We start from the raw sequence: 16,805 nt of genomic DNA, 5'->3' as shown, positions 1-16,805 counted from the left end.
AGCGCATGTCCCGCACACCCCTCGGCCTCCGCGAGCCCTCGCGCGCGCGCCGACGCCTGATCGCGGCCGGTGCGGGCACCCTCCTCGTCCTCTGCGCCTCGCTGGCCTCGCCACTGACCGCCTCCGCCGCCTACGATCCGTCCGACTACCCGTCGTGGTCGGACGTCGAGTCCGCGAAGGACAGCGAGAGCGCGACCGCCGCCGAGGTCGACCGGATCACCGCGTTCCTCGCCGACCTCCGCGACCAGGCCGCCGAGCTCACCGACGCCGCGATCGCGCGGGCCTCCGAGGCCGATGCCGCCCGGACCGCGCTCGACGAGGCGAACCAGCGCGTCACCGCTCTCGAGAGCCGCGCCGACGCCGCGCGCGCCGATGCGGACGCCGCGAAGGAGCAGGCCGGCCGACTGGCCGCGCAGCTCTACCGCAGCGGCGGCACCGATGCGACGTTGAACCTCCTCGTCGGCGGCGAGCAGTCGGACGAGCTGCTCTACCGCCTCGGCACGATGAGCCAGCTCACGCTGCAGACGAGCACCCTGCAGACCGCTGCAGAGACCACCGAGAACACGGCGGGCGCCCTCGCCTCCCAGGCCGAGCAGGCCCGCTCCGAGCGCGTCGCCCTCGTCGACGCGGCGAGTGCTGCTCTCGACGCGGCCGAGTCGGCCCAGAGCGCCGCCGACGCCAAGGTCGCCGAGCAGGAGCAGTACAGCTCGACTCTCTACGCGCAGCTCGCCGATCTCAAGAACACGACCGCGGCGCTCGAGGAGCAGTACGCGACGGGTCAGCAGGAGAAGGCGGTCTTCGAGGACCAGCAGCGCCGTGCACGCGAGGCGGCCGAGGCCGAGGCCCGCCGCACGGCACCCGCCGCCGCTCCCCGCCCCGCGGCACCCGCCGCACCTGCTCCGGCTCCGGCCGCTCCCGGCGGCGGCCCGCTGCAGCTCGGCAACGACGACCCGACCGGAGCGAAGAACAGCTCGGCCGAGACCATCGCCGCGCTCAGCACCTACGCCGGCCGCACCGACGGCATGTCGCCCGCACAGGCGCAGGCCTACGCACGGTCGGTCCTCGGGAACTACGGCTGGGGCTCGGATCAGATGGACGCGTGCCTCGTCCCGCTGTGGAACGGCGAGTCCGGCTGGCGCTGGAACGCGCTGAACCGCTCCTCCGGTGCCTACGGCATCCCCCAGGCGCTGCCCGCCAGCAAGATGGCCTCCGCGGGCATGGACTACCAGACCAACGCGGCGACGCAGGTGAACTGGGGTCTCTCGTACATCAAGAGCTCGTACGGCTCGCCCTGCAGCGCCTGGGCGAAGTGGAACAGCCGCTCGCCGCACTGGTACTGAGCCCGCGCCTCACTTCGCCTCGTCGTAGGCGTCGACCACCGCGACGGTGACCGGGAAGTCGATGTCGGCTCCGCCGAACAGCGCCCGACCCGCGCGTGCCGCGGACTCCCGGACGATCTCGGCGACCCGGTCCGCCGCCTCGGCGGGCGCGTGCACGATGACCTCGTCGTGCAGGAAGTACACGAGGTGCGCGCGGTCCAGGCCCGGCCCGCCGTCGCGCAGCCGTGCGCGCAGGTCGCCCATCCAGCACAGCGCCCACTCGGCGGCCGTCCCCTGCACGACGAAGTTGCGGGTGAAGCGCCCCCAGTCGCGGGCGCGCTGCGCGCTGCGGGCGTCGGGGCTCTCGTCGTTCGGGCCCACCGCTCCGGGAGGCGAGCTGCGGCCGAGCCAGGTCGAGACGGACTCGCCGCGCCTCCCCGCCCGCGCAGCGGCCTCGACGTGCGCGATCGAGCGCGGGTAGGCGCGCGCGAGCCGGGGCAGGAGGCCGCCCGCCTCTCCGCTCGTCGCCCCGTACATGGCGCCGAGCATCGCGACCTTCGCGCGCGGGCGGTCGGGGACGACTCCGGCGTCGACGATGCCCTGGTAGAGGTCGCGGCCGCGCCCCGCTGCGGCCATCGCCGCGTCGCCGGACAGCGCCGCGAGGATCCGGGGCTCCAGCTGCGCGGCATCGGCCACGACCAGCTTCCAGCCGTCGTCGGCGACCACGGCGGCGCGGATCTGCCGAGGGAGCTGCAGCGCGCCGCCGCCGGAGGTCGCCCACCGTCCGGTGACCACGCCGCCGACGACGTACTCGGGCCGGAACCGGCCCCCGTGGACCCAGGCGTCGAGCCACGCCCAGCCGTTGGCCGTGAGGAGGCGGGACAGCTTCTTGTACTCCAGGAGCGGAGGGATCGCGGGGTGCTCGATCGTGCGGAGCTCCCACGAGCGGGTCGACTCGACGGCGAGCCCGGCGCGACGGAGCGAGCGGATGACGTCGGCCGGCGAATCGGGGTTGAGCTCGGGCGCCGCCAGCTCCTCGCGGAGGCGGTTCGCGAGGGCCTCGAGCCGGGCCGGCCGACCGCCGAACACCGGTCGCGGACCGAGCGCCTCCGTCAGCACGCGGTCGTGGACGTCCTCGCGCCACGGGAGTCCGGCCGCGGCGATCTCACGCGCGATCAGAGCTCCCACGGACTCCGCGGCCAGGAGGAGGCGCAGTCGTCCGGACTGCGGGGAGCCCGCCACCGCGTCCTCCTGCAGCGCGAGCTCGACGACGGGATCCAGCGCCGCGGGGTCGACGGCGGCCTCCTCGAAGCCGAGCAGGGTGTCGGCGGCGGCGGGAGCGGCCGCCTCCGCGTCCCAGGCGTCCCGCGGAGCGCGGGCGAGGACCGAGCCGGTCGCTGCGGAGGAGCGTCGGAGGATCGCGCGGCACAGGCGCAGATCGTGGCAGCGCGAGACCGCGACCCCCGCCTCGAGCAGCCCGGGGTACCAGCGCGCCGTGTCGTCCCAGACCCAGCGCGGCCGGCCCTGCTCGCCCGCTCGGACGAACGCGGCCAGGGACGCCGGTCCGCGACCGGCGCGCTCCTCGGTCACCGCTCCGGAGTCGTCGATCGACGACGCCGTCCAGGCGCCCGAGGGGGGAACCGGCGAGGACGAGGAGCATCCGGCCATTCTCCTCCGCCCCAGCAGTGTCGGCGGCGTCGGCACGGGCTCCGCTCACCGCGTGGCCGCGCCCTGGGCCGGCCGCGACGGCGGGTAGCCCGGGAAGGGCTTCTCCTGCGCCGTGGGCGGCTGGCGCTCCCAGAGCGCCTTCGCGATCGTCTCCATGTCGCGGGAGTAGCCGACGAGCGTCCGCTTCTCGGGCTCCGCGGCCCAGGTGACGGCCCTGAACCACGTCTCGCGGTACGGGCCCGTCTCGATCCGGCGCACCAGACCGATCCTGCCGGTGCGGAGCGCGTCGACCATCACCCACTCGTCGGGACCGCTGCTGCGCAGCATCTGCAGAGGACTCCACTCGATCATCGCGCCTCCAGCCGTTCGCTCGTGGGGCCGTGGCGGGCAGGACCGCCCCGGCGTACACTCGCAGACTATCGAACACATGTTCGAACGGCCAACCGTCCCGGGCACCCCCGGGCGGGTCGCCGGCAGGAGGAACGGGAGCGCGATGATGGCGGTGATCGACGAGACGGCAGTGGTCTCGACCGACGGCGAGGGCGTGCCTGTCGCGCTCGACTGGCGGGGCGGTCGCTACCGCGTCACCGACCGGCCGACGGTGTGGACGTGCACGAGCGCCTGGTGGGCGCCGCTCGAGCCGTTCCCGCCGACGTTCGGGCGGCGTCCCGTGAGCATCGGCGGCTGGCGGTTCCAGGCCACGCACGTCGAGACGGGCGGATCGTTCGTCCTCGACGTCGTCGCGTCGACGGAGCCGTGCTGGAGCGTCGTGCGGGTCTACGAGTGAGGCGCGACGCGGGACGTGCTACTTGTCGGCCGACCAGGGCGACTTCGTCATGGCGATGAGCGCGGCCGTGCCCGAGACGAGGCCGGCGGCGGCGATAGCGGCGATGACGAGCCAGAGCACGAGTTCCATACGACGAGTCTACCGAGCGCGTCGAGTCCTCCTCCCCTCCCACTGCCATGGAATACCGTCGGAGGAATGACCGACGCCCCGACCCGCGCCAGCGTCGGGCTGCGCTCCGAGCGCGGTCCGATCCTCCTCTCGCTGATGATCTCGACGGCGCTGGTCGCTCTCGACGCCACGATCCTCGCGACGGCGGTGCCCGCGATCGTCGACGACCTCGGCGGCTTCGCGCAGTTCCCGTGGCTCTTCTCGATCTACCTGCTCGCGCAGGCCGTCTCGGTGCCCCTCTACGGCAAGCTCTCGGACGTCATCGGGCGCAAGCCGATCATGCTCATCGGCATCGGACTGTTCCTCGTCGGCTCCCTGCTGTGCGGCCTCGCCTGGAGCATGCCCGCTCTCATCGCCTTCCGCGCGCTGCAGGGGCTGGGCGCGGGCGCGATCCAGCCGATGGGCATCACCATCGCCGGCGACATCTACACGGTCGCCGAGCGGGCGAAGACGCAGGGCTACCTGGCGAGCGTCTGGGGCATCTCCTCCGTCGTGGGGCCGACCCTCGGCGGCGTGCTGTCGGATCTGGGTGCGTGGCGCGGGATCTTCCTGGTGAACATCCCGCTCTGCCTTCTCGCCGCGGTCCTCCTGATGAGGAGCTTCCGGGAGACCACGAGGGGCGAGCGCCAGCCGCTCGACGTGGCGGGGGCCGTGGTCCTGGCCGTCGGCACCGCTCTGCTGATCCTGGGGCTGCTCGAAGGCGGGACGGCGTGGCCGTGGCTCTCGCCCGCGGGGATCGGGGTGTTCGCGCTCTCGGCGCTCGCCTTCGCCGGCTTCGTCGCGATCGAGCGCCGGGCCGCAGCCCCGGTGCTCCCGCTGTGGGTGCTCAGTCGACGCCTCCTGCTCACGACGAGTCTCGTCTCGGCTGCCGTGGGCGCCATCACGCTCGGCGTCACCTCCTACTTCCCCACCTTCGCGCAGGGCGTGCTCGGCAGCTCGGCTCTCGGCGCCGGGTTCGCCGTCGCCGCCATGACCCTCGGCTGGCCGGTCGCCGCGAGCCTGTCCGGGCGCCTGTACCTGCGCATCGGATTCCGCAGCACGGGCCTCATCGGAGCGCTGCTCGTCGTCGTGGGCAGCGCGCTCACGGTCCTGCTCGGCCCCGGCTCGACCCTCTGGGAGATCGCGGGGTACTGCGTCCTCATCGGAGCGGGGATGGGACTCGTCGCCACTCCGACCCTCATCCGCGCGCAGTCCAGCGTCGAGTGGAACGAGCGCGGAGTGGTCTCGTCGACCAACTTCTTCGCCCGCAACATCGGCAGCGCCGTCGCCGTCGCGGTCTTCGGCGCCATCGTCAACTCCGCCACCGGAGGCGGCACCCCCTGCGCCCGAGGATCTCGCCGCGGGTACGCGGTTCGTCTGCATCGCCCTCGCCGTCGTGGCGGTCGGGATGCTCGTCGCCGTCGCCGCCATGCCGAAGGAGGGGCGGCCCGCCGCCGACTGACCTCCGCTCAGTCGCGGGTGCGGTCGGAGGCCGCGGCCACCGCGCGTCGGGACGCCGCGATCCGCTGCAGACGCTCGAGGCGGGAGCGGCGGACCCGGTGGGTCCAGCGCAGGACGGGAGCACCGAGGCCGGGGTGCCGGCGCAGCGTGTGCATCGCGCGGTCGAGCCGGCGGACCATGTCCCCGGCGGTGCCGAAGGGCCGCGCCGAGATGCCGACCTCGAGGTGGCGGTCGAGGACGATCCGGTGCCGCACTCCGAGATGCACGCTGATCTCGACGTCGTCGTGCACGTACGCGTCGTCGCGGTGCATCTCCTCCGCGATCTCCTGCCAGGCGGAGCGGCGCAGCGCGCAGTTGGACCCGAACAGCGGCCAGTTCGCGAGGGCGGAGCCCATCAGGGCGAAGTAGGCGTCCATGTAGAGGATGCGTGCCAGCAGACGCGGCAGCGGCGCGAGCTCGACGAAGCGCCCGGGCCCGGTCACCGCTCCCACGGCGGGATCGGCGAAGTGGCCGGCGAGGCGGGCGATCCAGTCCGGCCCGGGCTGCGAATCGGCGTCGAGTCGCGCCAGGACGTCGCCCTGGGCGACGTCGAACCCGAAGGCCGTGCTCGCCGGGATCCCGCTACCCCCGTGCACGACGACGCGCGCACCGTGCGCCCGCGCGACGTCGGCGCTGTCGTCGGTGCTGCCGTCGTCGACGACGACCACCTCGAGAGGGGCGAGCGTCTGCTCGTCGAGAAGGGCGAGCAGTCGCTCGAGGTGTCGGGCGTCGTCCTTCACGGGGACGACGACCGAGATGCGCCGGTGATCCATCCGCCCAGTCAACGCGATCGGGACCGTGGACGGGTCCCTCCCACGCCGGTCGGTGCTCCCGCGCTCCCTGTCAAGGCGCTCCCGGGACCGCCGCCGGGATGCTCGGATCGGTGGGGACGGACCTCGATGAGCACTCAGGAGACGACATGACCCACGGACCCCGTGACTTCCAGCCCACTCGCGCCCTCGTGACCGCGTCCGACTCGGGGATCGGGAAGGCGACGGCTGTCGCCCTCGCCCGGGCGGGAATGGACGTCGGCATCACCTGGCACAGCGATCAGGAAGGCGCCCAGGCCACCGCCGAGGAGGTCCGCTCTCTCGGGCGGAGGGCCGAGATCGCCCGACTGGACGCGACCGACCTGGAGGGCGCCGGCGACGTGATCGACGATCTCGCCCGGCGCCTCGGCGGGCTCGACGTCTTCGTGAACAACGCGGGCGGTGGCGGCGGCGAGACCTTCCTCGAGCAGAGCCTGGACAGCTGGCGGCGGACGGTCGCGCTGAACCTCGACGGCGCTTTCGTCTGCCTGCAGCGGGCCGCCCGCCTGATGGTGGAGGGCGGTACCGGCGGCCGGCTCATCGCCGTGACGAGCGTCCACGAGCACCAGCCGCGGGTCGGCGCCGGATCCTACGTCGCCGCCAAGCACGGCCTCGGCGGGCTGTTGAAGGTCGCGGCGCTCGAACTCGGACGGCACGGCATCACCGTGAACGCCGTCGCGCCCGGGGAGATCGCGACCCCGATGAACGACGCCGACGACGTGGATCCGTTCACGATCGACCGCCCGGGCATCCCGCTCGGCCGCCCGGGCGACGCCCGGGAAGTGGCGGAGGTCATCGCGTTCCTCGCCTCCCCCGGCGCGGCCTACGTGACCGGCTCGTCGTACGTCGTCGACGGCGGGATGCTGCAGATGGGTCCGCAGGCCGGCTCCCACCTCCTGCAGGACGACTGGCGCGACGCTTGAGCCGCTCTCCCGCGGCGCTCCCCCGACCGGTATTCTCGAAGAGGTGCTCCGGTGGGCGGAGCGCCGTGCTCAGGATGTAGGTGACGCGCGTGTGGTTCCGCCGTCGACGCAGGCTGAAGATGCGGCCCTACGATCCCGACGAGAACCCCGCCCGTGACCCCGTCTCGGTCGAGGAGGCCACGGAGGAGGGCCTGATGCTCGCGGAGTACGCGAGCCGGATGGCCGTCAAGAACCGGGTCCTGATGGACGGCCTCACCGCCGACGTCCCCTTCGACGTGGGTCACTACTCCCGCGCCGCGGCCGTCGAGCTGCGGAAGCTCGCCGACGAGTCCGAAGCGGCGGCGAAGCGGCTGCGCACCATCGCCGCCGATGTCACCTTCGTCGACGGCCGCTCCGATCACGTGCACGACTACCGCTCTGCCGACGTCGACAACCTCGATCACCGGGAGCGGCTGTCGCTGGCCGTCGCCGAGACGCTCCGCAGCCGCGCGGAGGACAGGGCGTACCTGGCCGCGCTCGTCGACGGCGCCCGTCAGGACGCGTGGCGCGAGCTGTCGCAGTCGATCGAGGAGACGCTCGACCGCGCCCCGCGGATCGACCCGACCGCGGACGACTACCGTCGCGACCGCTCGGTGCGGATGGCGCTCGTCGTCGTCGACGACCTGGCGAAGCTCGCCCAGGATCGCGGCGTCGACCTCGAGGGCTGACTCCGCCGTCGGGCCGGTGGTCAGGCCCAGCCGGCGCGGAAGGACTCCGTCGCCTCGGTGGATTTCTCGCGCACCCCGTCGAGCAGCTGCTCCATCGACCCGCTCCGGAGGAACGCGAGGCGGTCGAACTCCGTCACCGGGGCGACTCCGGCGAGCTGCCACGCGTGCGCGGCCGGGTCCTCCGCCAGCTCGACGACGGCTCCGTAGCGCTGCTCGACGAACTCGCTCGCCACGGCGAGGGAGGTGCGGACCGCCGATTCGGCCGTCGCCAGCGACTCGTCGAGCCTCGGCTCCCACTCGAGATCGGGGAGGAAGCGGACCTCGGCGCGGGGATAGGGATCGTCCTCGTACCAGCGGACGACCTCGAAGCGCTGCTCGCCGACCGAGTCGAGAGTGACGAACGACTCCGCACCGTCGATGTTCAGGATGCGCGCCACGGTGCCGACGGCGAAGCGCTGATCGCCGCCGCCCACCTCCTGACCACGCTCGATCAGGACCACGCCGAACGACGGATTCTCGTCCTCGAGGATGTCGCCGAGCATCCGCAGGTACCGCGGCTCGAAGAGCCGGAGCGGGAGCGGCATGTGCGGCAGGAGCACGGAGCCGAGCGGGAACATCGGGAGGTCAGGCACGAGAACAGCGAATCACGAACCGCTCCGAGCGGCCAGTACGGGCGCGCGGACGGCGGACGTGCTAGCGATCACGACGAGGCGATCGGAGGGGTGCCGAGGACGGTCGCGACGAGCTCCTCCGCGTCCGCCAGGTAGCCGCCGAGAGCCGTCTCGTCGCGCGCGACGGCGAGCTCGTCGACCGTCGGGGCCGAGAAGACACGGTCGACGGGGTCGCGGAGGAGGATCCCACCTCGGGCGAGCGCCACCGCCGTGTCGTCGTCGAGCAGCCAGGCGTTGACCCCCGCGGTCTCGACCACGTCGTCGACCGTGCGGCGCCGTCGCCCGCTCCTGCGGACGGTCTCGTGCGTGGCGGAGCGGACCGGGAGCGGCACCACCGACAGGTCGCCCCGGTTCACGGCGCGGGTGACCGCGTCCGACAGGGCGCCCCTCCCCATCTCGTGCAGCGTCCTCGCGAGCTCGATGCGATCCACCGGTGTCCTCCGTCGTCCGTCCGGACCTCGAGGACGAGTCGGACGCGGGGCCCTCTCGCCCGCCGCGGTCCTCCTGCAGTGCGGGCGAACGCTCCGTCGCATCCTCCACCAGGGTAGGCAGGTCGCCTGGGGATCCGCGCCCCCCGTCCGCGCCGTCCTCTCCGGACCGCACGAGCACCTCCCGTTAACCGCAGTGGTGCATCATCCTCTGGTGCCTGCTGACGTGAACCTCGACGAGATCGCCTCCGAAGTATCGGCGCGCCTGCGCGCGCGCTTCCCGGACCACTCCGCGGACGAGGTGGAGTCGACGGTCCGCGCCGAGCTCGACGCCCTCGCCGACCGCCCGGTCCGCGACTACCTCTCGGTGCTCACCGAGCGCGCGGCGAAGTCGCGGCTGAAGAAGTCGCCCTCCGCCTGACGGAGCTCCACTGGGCGGAAGTCGTCGTACTCGACGCCGAGTACGACGACTTCTGCGTACCCGATTTCTCCGACCCTCTTTTGGGCAGGATCGTCGCCTGACCGCCGGCGCGCGAAACGCCCCTCACCGTCCGCTGGGCGGTCGGTGGGAGGCGCTTCGTCGTTCGCGATGGCTGGGCGGCGGCTGCGGTGAACCGCGCGGTGCTACTCCATATCGAGTCCGACCGACGGTCGGAGCGGCGCCGAGACGATCCTCGGATCGGACCCGGATGCTGCCGCCGGGGTCAGGCGTCGAGCTCGTTGATGCTCTCGCACGTGGACGAGCAGAACAGGCTCATCACCCGCGCCCGGCCGCTGGCGCAGGTCATGCAGCTGCGGGTGGTGAAAATCGAACGGAGAATCGTGTCCATGGTGGGTCCTCAAGCTGCGTCGTCGTTGTCGCTGTCGTGGCGAGCGTCCTGTTCCCGCTCGCCGTTCGGGGTGGTGTACGGACGACGCTAGATGCTCAGGAGCCCGTTCGAGCGTTCACGAGGCATCTCTCCACGCCACGACCCCGCACCGGGGGGCGTGCAGGTCATCGCGACCGGCGGGTGCAGCGCGCCGCACCAACCGCGGCGAGGCACCCCGCCAGCTCGTGCGGAAGGACGGGAGGGCGAAGGGCCACCCTGCTGAGCCCTCGTTCACCCAATTGGCTATAAGGCAGGGCCACGGCCAGGCGCCGCTGCGTGACGGCGTCCCTCCGAAAATCCTCCACTCGCGCCGAGCTGATCCGAGTCGCACCGAGATGGACCGCAAACGGGGTGTCGAAGGTGGCCCGACCCGAGCAACGGCGCGGGATTCCCGGTCCTCCATGGCTCGCGGCGGTCTAGCTCGGCTCGGGCCGGTTCTGACTGGGCGCCGCGCTCACAATCCGTCGGTCACGCGTTCAAGTCCCACACGCCCTACTTCCCCCTGGGATCCCTGCAATCGATTCCGGGTCTGCGGGATCCACCCATCGTCCACTCATCGGAGAGGATCGCGTCCGGCCCGGTGCGCCTGGAGGGCTGACTAGTCAGCCGGAGTAGGGGATGGTTCTGCGACTGATGTTTCTTTGCAGATGCACTTTGTTAGTGAACAGTAGCTCGCTAAGAGCACCCCACGTGTCGCGCGTTGCGCCCGGGCCCGCAGCCACCTCTCCGAGGTCGAGCATCTCGACGTACTCCTCCTGGCCGCTGGGCTTCCCTGGCGCCAGGAAGCGTTCCTTTCGGAGCGGGAACTTCACATATGGCACGAGCCCTTTTCGATTCGAGCGAAAGAAGATTCTGTCGCCCGAGAGCCCCTGTAGCCTCGGCGATATCAACCGCCACTCCCGCTCTTCTTCGAAAGAGTCGTCTTTGTGCTCCGCAGCGATGGCGTTTAGTCCAAGCCGCAACGCCCCCTGCACTCGGTTTCGGTCATCCCACTCATGGAATTCGCCTGCGTCGATGCGCTGGAAGCCGCGGGCGACAACCTGCGCCGCTGCGATCCGCGCATTCTGCACGCCGTACTCCACCTTGACTAGCTTCCATCCGATCGCCGCAGCGTGGCGAGCCAGGTCCTCTCGCACGAGTCCGAGAACGTAGGCCTGATCGGAACCGCCATAACCACGCCACTGGCTAAGCGCGTTAGGAAAGGTCGAGAATGATGTCACGTAGTACGGCAACGCGCCGGTTTCTTTCGCGAACATATCAATTGCCAGCTCAATGGACTCCCGCATCTCAGGCCGCTGTTTGAGATACTGGGTCTGCAGCACCCAGACTGCCGCCTCGAAGACCAACCGCAGCTCTGCGAGGTCGTTGAGGTATCGAGCACCGGTCGCCCAGAGCTCAGCATTCTCCACTATGCCGCGGATACCTTCCGAGGTCGTGTAGTGGAAGAGCATGTCTTCGTCTGTCAGGTCGCGAGTCGGTTCCATGGAACCAGCATGAGCCACGAGCGCCGCCGAGGGGATAAGGCCCGCGGAGGGGTTCTGCTCATGGAGCTACCGCCGCGACGGCCCTACTCCCCAGTGCTCACTTGGTAGGGCGTACGGGACTTGAACCCGTGACCGACGGATTATGAGTCCGCTGCTCTGACCGGCTGAGCTAACGCCCCGCGGACCCCGCAGGCGGGAGAGCCGTCAGGCTCGGCCAGCCGTGGCGGAGGCTGCGTCGATGGTCGGATCGGCCACCGGCTCCCCACGATACAGGCTCTCGAATGTGCTGATCGTGCGGTTGATGTCGTGCGCGGCGACGATGCGGAGGGAGGCGCGCTTCATCTCCTCGAGGCGCTCCGGGGTCGACGACAGGACGTCGGTGAGGCGGTCGGCCAGGGCCTGGGCGTTGCCGGGCTCGAAGAGGTGCCCGTTCTCGCCCTCGTGCACGAGGTGCGGGAGCGCCATCGCGTCGGCGGCGACCACGGGGAGGGCCGAGGCCATCGCCTCCATGGTCGCGATGCTCTGCAGCTCGGCGATCGAGGGCATCGCGAAGACTGTCGCCCGCGAGTAGGCCTGCTTGAGTTCGTCGTCCGAGACGTAGCCGGTGAAGCGGACGCGGTCGGCGATGCCGAGGCTCGTGGCCAGCTGCTGCAGGTTGCGCAGCTGGTCGCCGCCGCCGACGATCTCGAGCTGCGCGTCGAGCGACTCGTCGAGGAGGGAGACGGCGCGCAGCAGGACGTCGATGTGCTTCTCGCCGGTCACCCGGCCGACGAAGAGGATGCGGTTGGCCGTGCGCGGGGTGAAGTCGGGGGTGTAGTTGTCGGCGTCGATGCCGCACGAGATGGCGTGCACTCCGCGCAGGCCCGTGTACTGCTCGAGGAACTGCGCAGCCTTGCGGGTCGGAGTGGTGACCGCCTCGGCGCGGCCGAAGGTGCGGCGGGCTGCACGCCACGCCATCTGCACGGCCTTGGCCTGCACGGCCTTGGGCAGCAGCGTGAACTCGAGCATGTTCTCGGGCATGAAGTGGTTCGTGCCGATGATGCGGATGCCGCGCTCGGCCGCCTCGATGCCGAGGCCGCGGCCGACGATGATGTGCGACTGGAAGTGCACGACGTCGGGCTTCACCTCGTCGAGGATCCGTGCGCTGTTCTGCCGGATGCGCCACGGCATGGCGAAGCGCATCCAGTCGTGCGGGAACCAGCGCCAGCTGTAGAGGCGGTGCACGATCATCCGCTGGCCCTCGTGGGTCTCGAAGCGCGTGCCCCTCCAGCCGTCGGCCGACGGTGCGACGACGTGCACCACGTGACCGCGCTGCACGAGTCCGGCGGCGAGGCGCTCGGCGAACTTCGCCGCTCCGTTCACGTTGGGCGCGAACGTGTCGCAGCCGATGACCACGGTGAGCGGCCGCGCTGCGTCGCCGGTCGGCTCCGGGAGCGACGGGGAGGGATCGTCGGAGGCGGGAGCCGACTCGCGGCTCCGGGGCGACTCCGGTCGTGACGCGTCGCGGGGGTCTGACACGGGGGTGGTTCCTAACGGTGTCGTGCCGATCGTGACGGTGAGGAGACGATCGGCGTGTGGTCGGTCGGTTTCGGAGCACCTCGGCGCGCCCTCATTGTAGACAGCGGTGCCCGCGGATCCGCGGATTGGCGACCCGCGTCGCCCGGGCTCAGCGGGCCTGGGGGTGGTGCTTGGCGAGCAGGAGGACGCCCCAGATGGCGACGGCTCCGGCGAGCACGAACAGCGGGATCGCCCACGGAGCGGCGTACTGCGCCTCCCCGAGCACGACGATGCCGATCGCCACGGCGACCAGCGGGTCGATCACGGTGAGCCCCGCGACGACGAGGTCCGGCGGGCCGGACGAGTAGGCGTTCTGCACGAAGTACCCGCCGAGTGCGGTGGCCGCCAGCAGGGCCACGATGCAGACCACCGTCAGCGGGTCGAACTCGCCGAACTTGATCCGGTTGAGGACGACCTTCGCGAGGGTCGCGACGAAGCCGTAGACCACTCCGGCGCCGAGGATGTAGAAGATCGCGCGCGCCTTGCGGCGGAAGATCCAGAAGGCGACGACGAAGATCACCAGGACGATCGCGAGGATCACGAGGATCGTCACCAGCTGGGGAGTCCGGATGGATCTGTCCACCGCATTGAAGGCCGCCACGAGGACGAAGGTGCCCACCCCCGCTACGCACAGCACGATCGCACGGACGGACGCCCTGTTCAGGCGGACCTTGCTCACGCGCGCGTTCACCACGGCGGTGATGACCAGCGCGACGGCGCCGAGCGGCTGCACCACGATGAGGGGCGAGAAGCCCAGGCTCGTGAGCTGGAAGACGATGGCGAGGGCCAGCATCAGCGTGCCCGCGACCCAGGAGGGCCGGGACAGCAGGGCGAACAGCTGACCGCCGTTGAGCCCGGACGACTTGGCGCCGCCCGAGAAGCGCTCGACCTTGACGACTCCGCGGTGCTGGAACTGGGCCCCCAGGGAGAGGAAGACCGCGCCCACGAGGGCGATCGGGATGCCGATGAACTGTGCCGGGTCGAGCGTGAACTGCTCGGTCAACTCGGACAGATCTGTGGACATGCGCTCGACCCTACCCACAATCCCCCGGCGGGCCGTCCGGCGCACGGGTGAGGGCGGAAGACCAGCGGATGACACCCGGACGGGCCCCGCGGAGCCCCGCGATACCCTGGTGCTCATGGCCGTCCTCCCCATCCTCATCGCCGGCGACCCCGTCCTGCACTCCCCCGCCGCTCCCGTCACCGTCTTCGACGACTCGCTCCGCACGCTCGTCGCGGACATGTTCGAGACGATGGACACGGCGCCCGGGGTCGGCCTCGCCGGTCCCCAGGTCGGCGTCGCGCTCCGCCTCTTCGTCTACGACTACGCCGCCGACGACGGCACCCCGCGCCGCGGAGTGGCGATCAATCCCGAGCTCTTCGTCTCACCCGTGCCGCTCGGCGAGGCGGACGAGGACACGGAGTCGGAGGGGTGCCTGTCGTTCCCGGGCGAGCGCTTCCCGCTGCGCCGCTCCGAGAAGGCGATCCTCCGGGCCCTCGACCTCGAGGGGACGCCCTTCGAGATCGAGGCGGAGGGCTGGTTCGCGCGCGTCTTCCAGCACGAGTTCGACCACCTCGACGGCATCCTCTACACGGACCGCCTCGAGCACGACTACCGCAAGCCCGTGGCGAAGGTCACCCGCAAGCGGGGCTGGGGCGTTCCCGGCACGTCCTGGCTGCCGGGCGTCGACGACCTCGAGGGCTGATCGCGCTCAGGTCAGGTCGACCCCGTGCACGCCGTTGTGGTGGCGCAGCGCGGGGAAGGAGGCGGTGACCGAGCGGCCCACGCCCGGCGTCCGCTTCTCGACGACGTCGCCGCCGAAGAGCGCGGCGCGCTGACGGAGCTCCGCGAGCGCCGGGCTGTCGATCCGCTCGGTCAGCGCGTGCAGATCGGCGTCGACGGCGCTCGCGTCGGACTGGGCGGCGCCGTGCCGCTCGCGGTCGTCGTCGACCTCGACGCGCAGGCCCGTGGACGTCCAGCGGGAGCTGATGCGGACCTCGGTCCCGGAGCCACCTGTGGCGACCGCCTCGTCGAAGGCGTACTCGAGGACGCGGAGCACCGCGACCTCGGCGCCGTCCTGCAGCGGGAAGGACTCGCCGAAGGTCTCCTCGTGGACGGTGAGTCCGCGATCCCGCGCGAGGGTCACGAGAGTCTCCGCACCCTGAGCGGACGGGAGCTCGACCGGGTCGACCGCGGCGACGCTCGCGATCCGGCGCAGCTGGGCGAGGGAGGACTCGGCCGCGCGCACCGCCCGGACCGCCGAGCGCTCGGCCGCCGCGGGATCGCGCTCGATCGTCAGGCGCACGCTCTCGGCCTCCTCGACGACGCGGGCGGCGCTGCGCACCGCGAGCTGCTCGAGCTCGCCGACGATCCGCAGGCGCGCCTCCTGCTCGCCGACGGTCATCTCGAGTCGCACGACGCGCTCGGCCTCGCGAGCGTGCCGCTCGCGCAGCTCCTTCTCGGCGGTGACGGAGCGGCGCCACAGGACGATCGCGCCGACGGCGGCGATCAGGGCGAGGACGAGGACGACTTCGAGCACGACGGCCTCCGGAACGGGGTGACGGGGATCGGCGCAGGGGACGCCGGAGAGCGATGGTACCCGCGAGCGGGGGGTGCCCGCTGAGCCGGCGACGGGGCTTGCGCTCAGCGTCCGGTCGCCCGGACCGATCGCGTCACGGTGAACTTGCCGTCGCGCGCGACGACCGAGGTGGCACCCACCGACCGGCGCAGCTCGGCGGGGTGGGCGAGGTGGGAGTTGAAGACGGTCCAGAGCTCGCCGCCCGGTCGGAGGAGGCGTCCGGCCGCGCGGATCATGCGGCGTGCGACCAGGTCGGTGACCGCTCCGTCCGAGTGGAACGGCGGATTGCAGACGACCACGTCGACCGAGCCCGCATCGAGCGTGGAGGCGTTGTCGTCGCGGAGGACACGGACGCGCAGTCCGTTCGCCTCGGCGGTGGCGCGGGCCGACTCCGTCGCCGCGCGGGACGTGTCGGTGGCGACGACGTCGAGGTCGGGGCGCGATCGGGCGAGCACGGAGGCCAGGATGCCGGTGCCGCAGCCGAGATCGACGGCAGTGCCTCCCGGGAGGGCCGCGGTGTCGAGGGCGGCGAGGAGGGCGCGGGTGCCGATGTCGAGCCGGGCGCCCGCGAATGCTCCGGCGACGGCGACGACCTCCAGGTCGAGCTCGTCGAGCCAACGGCGCTGCATTGCAGGAGCGGGCGGCTGCACGGCGTGCGCGGCGCTCGCGAGCAGCGCCCGCGACTTCTGACGCGCGAGACTCACGTCGATCCGCTCGTAGCGCGTGCGCAGCACCTCGTTCATGCCGTGCGTCATGTGCTTGATGCGGCCCGCTGCGATCAGGGGCGCGGAGGGAGCGGAGAGCGCGGTGCCGGCGGCGATCGCCGCGAGCGCGTCGAGCGAGCGCGGCAGGCGGAGGAGGACGGCGTCGCTCCCGCGCACCGCGTCGGCGACCGAGTCGACGACGGTGAACGGGGCGAGCTCGATGCCGGCCTCGCGGACGATCCGGGCGTTCTCGTCGAGCGCCCGCTCGGCGGTGACGGAGTCCTGCACGCTGCGGACCGCGATCCCCTCGGCGGCCAGGGAGAGCGTCAGCGCTCCGTAGGCGTCCTGCACGACGGCGACCTGCGAGCTCTGCTCCAGGAGCCCGAGGAGGAGCCGGTCAGTCGCGTCGACGGCGACGAGGGACGGCGCCTCGACGTCGGGCCGGCGACGCAGGAGGCCGAGGACGTCCTCGCGCATCGCGCCTCCGATCGGCGACGGGACACCCGCCGCCGGAGCGCGGGACGACCCACCAGGGCAAAAAGAAAGGACCTGAGAGTGGAGTCCCAGGCCCTTCGCTCCCCGACTTGGACTCGAACCAAGAACCTACCGGTTAACAGCCGATTGCTCTGCCAATTGAGCTATCGAGGATCATC

General features: G+C 71.8%; 17 protein-coding genes, 2 tRNA genes and 1 pseudogene. 7 read left to right on the top strand and 13 right to left on the bottom strand.

Features of this window, described 5'->3' with window-relative positions:
* Positions 1 to 5: 5 nt before the first annotated feature.
* Positions 6 to 1,340 carry an aggregation-promoting factor C-terminal-like domain-containing protein gene (locus tag AC0CID_RS02530; RefSeq protein ID WP_207402414.1) on the top strand — a complete coding sequence of 445 codons (1,335 nt, stop codon included), beginning with the start codon at positions 6 to 8 and terminating at the stop codon, positions 1,338 to 1,340.
* Positions 1,341 to 1,349: 9 nt separating this feature from the next.
* On the opposite strand, the gene AC0CID_RS02525 is transcribed toward AC0CID_RS02530, so the two are convergent.
* Both AC0CID_RS02525 and AC0CID_RS02520 read right to left on the bottom strand, forming a co-directional pair.
* On the bottom strand, positions 1,350 to 2,987 hold the full coding sequence (locus tag AC0CID_RS02525; protein ID WP_465225680.1) for a bifunctional 3'-5' exonuclease/DNA polymerase: 1,638 nt from the start codon (positions 2,985 to 2,987) through the stop codon (positions 1,350 to 1,352).
* Positions 2,988 to 3,032: 45 nt separating this feature from the next.
* Positions 3,033 to 3,338 carry a hypothetical protein gene (locus AC0CID_RS02520; RefSeq protein ID WP_207402416.1) on the bottom strand — a complete coding sequence of 102 codons (306 nt, stop codon included), beginning with the start codon at positions 3,336 to 3,338 and terminating at the stop codon, positions 3,033 to 3,035.
* A 76-nt stretch (positions 3,339 to 3,414) separates the two neighbouring features.
* On the opposite strand from AC0CID_RS02520, the gene AC0CID_RS02515 reads away from it, so the two are divergent.
* Complete coding sequence (locus AC0CID_RS02515) at positions 3,415 to 3,774, top strand: DUF6504 family protein (RefSeq protein ID WP_465225679.1); 360 nt, start codon at positions 3,415 to 3,417, stop codon at positions 3,772 to 3,774.
* Positions 3,775 to 3,969: 195 nt separating this feature from the next.
* Positions 3,970 to 5,151 (top strand): annotated as a pseudogene (locus AC0CID_RS02510) (MFS transporter); the annotation flags it as partial.
* 239 nt (positions 5,152 to 5,390) lie between these two features.
* Here AC0CID_RS02510 and AC0CID_RS02505 read toward each other — a convergent pair.
* Positions 5,391 to 6,194, bottom strand: coding sequence for a glycosyltransferase family 2 protein (locus AC0CID_RS02505; protein ID WP_465225678.1), 804 nt, complete (start codon positions 6,192 to 6,194; stop codon positions 5,391 to 5,393).
* A gap of 146 nt (positions 6,195 to 6,340) precedes the next feature.
* Here AC0CID_RS02505 and AC0CID_RS02500 point away from each other — a divergent pair, with 146 nt between their 5' ends.
* Positions 6,341 to 7,153 carry an SDR family oxidoreductase gene (locus AC0CID_RS02500; RefSeq protein WP_465225677.1) on the top strand — a complete coding sequence of 271 codons (813 nt, stop codon included), beginning with the start codon at positions 6,341 to 6,343 and terminating at the stop codon, positions 7,151 to 7,153.
* 80 nt (positions 7,154 to 7,233) lie between these two features.
* Positions 7,234 to 7,860, top strand: coding sequence for a hypothetical protein (locus AC0CID_RS02495; RefSeq protein ID WP_465225676.1), 627 nt, complete (start codon positions 7,234 to 7,236; stop codon positions 7,858 to 7,860).
* Positions 7,861 to 7,880: 20 nt separating this feature from the next.
* Here AC0CID_RS02495 and AC0CID_RS02490 read toward each other — a convergent pair whose 3' ends face one another.
* Together AC0CID_RS02490 and AC0CID_RS02485 are read right to left on the bottom strand one after the other, a co-directional pair.
* On the bottom strand, positions 7,881 to 8,492 hold the full coding sequence (locus AC0CID_RS02490; RefSeq protein ID WP_465225675.1) for an LON peptidase substrate-binding domain-containing protein: 612 nt from the start codon (positions 8,490 to 8,492) through the stop codon (positions 7,881 to 7,883).
* 68 nt (positions 8,493 to 8,560) lie between these two features.
* Positions 8,561 to 8,962 carry a hypothetical protein gene (locus AC0CID_RS02485; RefSeq protein ID WP_465225674.1) on the bottom strand — a complete coding sequence of 134 codons (402 nt, stop codon included), beginning with the start codon at positions 8,960 to 8,962 and terminating at the stop codon, positions 8,561 to 8,563.
* Positions 8,963 to 9,173: 211 nt separating this feature from the next.
* Between AC0CID_RS02485 and AC0CID_RS02480 the strand changes: the two genes are divergently transcribed.
* Positions 9,174 to 9,380 (top strand): three-helix bundle dimerization domain-containing protein, encoded by a 207-nt coding sequence (locus AC0CID_RS02480; protein WP_207402423.1) that lies wholly within the window; start codon positions 9,174 to 9,176, stop codon positions 9,378 to 9,380.
* Positions 9,381 to 9,663: 283 nt separating this feature from the next.
* Here the strand turns inward: AC0CID_RS02480 and AC0CID_RS02475 are convergent, their stop codons facing one another.
* The 5 genes from AC0CID_RS02475 to AC0CID_RS02455 form a co-directional block, all read right to left on the bottom strand.
* Positions 9,664 to 9,789: a hypothetical protein gene (locus tag AC0CID_RS02475; RefSeq protein ID WP_278249978.1), complete on the bottom strand. Its 126-nt coding sequence runs from the start codon at positions 9,787 to 9,789 to the stop codon at positions 9,664 to 9,666.
* Positions 9,790 to 10,430: 641 nt separating this feature from the next.
* On the bottom strand, positions 10,431 to 11,312 hold the full coding sequence (locus AC0CID_RS02470; RefSeq protein ID WP_465225673.1) for a DUF2971 domain-containing protein: 882 nt from the start codon (positions 11,310 to 11,312) through the stop codon (positions 10,431 to 10,433).
* A gap of 102 nt (positions 11,313 to 11,414) precedes the next feature.
* Positions 11,415 to 11,491: transfer RNA gene (locus tag AC0CID_RS02465), tRNA-Ile, on the bottom strand.
* 25 nt (positions 11,492 to 11,516) lie between these two features.
* Entirely contained in the window at positions 11,517 to 12,830 is a 1,314-nt protein-coding gene (locus AC0CID_RS02460; RefSeq protein ID WP_465225672.1) for a glycosyltransferase, read from the bottom strand.
* Positions 12,831 to 12,978: 148 nt separating this feature from the next.
* On the bottom strand, positions 12,979 to 13,893 hold the full coding sequence (locus tag AC0CID_RS02455) for a DMT family transporter (protein WP_465225671.1): 915 nt from the start codon (positions 13,891 to 13,893) through the stop codon (positions 12,979 to 12,981).
* Between the two features lie 115 nt (positions 13,894 to 14,008).
* Between AC0CID_RS02455 and def the strand changes: the two genes are divergently transcribed.
* On the top strand, positions 14,009 to 14,575 hold the full coding sequence (gene def, locus AC0CID_RS02450) for a peptide deformylase (protein ID WP_465225670.1): 567 nt from the start codon (positions 14,009 to 14,011) through the stop codon (positions 14,573 to 14,575).
* A gap of 6 nt (positions 14,576 to 14,581) precedes the next feature.
* Here def and AC0CID_RS02445 read toward each other — a convergent pair whose 3' ends face one another.
* The 3 genes from AC0CID_RS02445 to AC0CID_RS02435 all read right to left on the bottom strand — a co-directional run bounded on the left by AC0CID_RS02445 (position 14,582) and on the right by AC0CID_RS02435 (position 16,800).
* A complete protein-coding gene (locus AC0CID_RS02445) occupies positions 14,582 to 15,409 on the bottom strand; it encodes a sensor histidine kinase (protein ID WP_465225669.1) in 828 nt (275 codons plus the stop codon).
* Positions 15,410 to 15,513: 104 nt separating this feature from the next.
* Positions 15,514 to 16,629 carry a class I SAM-dependent methyltransferase gene (locus tag AC0CID_RS02440; protein ID WP_465225668.1) on the bottom strand — a complete coding sequence of 372 codons (1,116 nt, stop codon included), beginning with the start codon at positions 16,627 to 16,629 and terminating at the stop codon, positions 15,514 to 15,516.
* Positions 16,630 to 16,727: 98 nt separating this feature from the next.
* A tRNA-Asn gene (locus AC0CID_RS02435) sits at positions 16,728 to 16,800 on the bottom strand.
* Between the last annotated feature and the right edge of the window lie 5 nt (positions 16,801 to 16,805).

Source organism: Rathayibacter sp. AC451 (assembly GCF_979253095.1).
The sequence above is the reverse complement of the archived record's forward strand: the minus strand, read 5'-3'. Positions and strand labels throughout refer to the sequence as shown.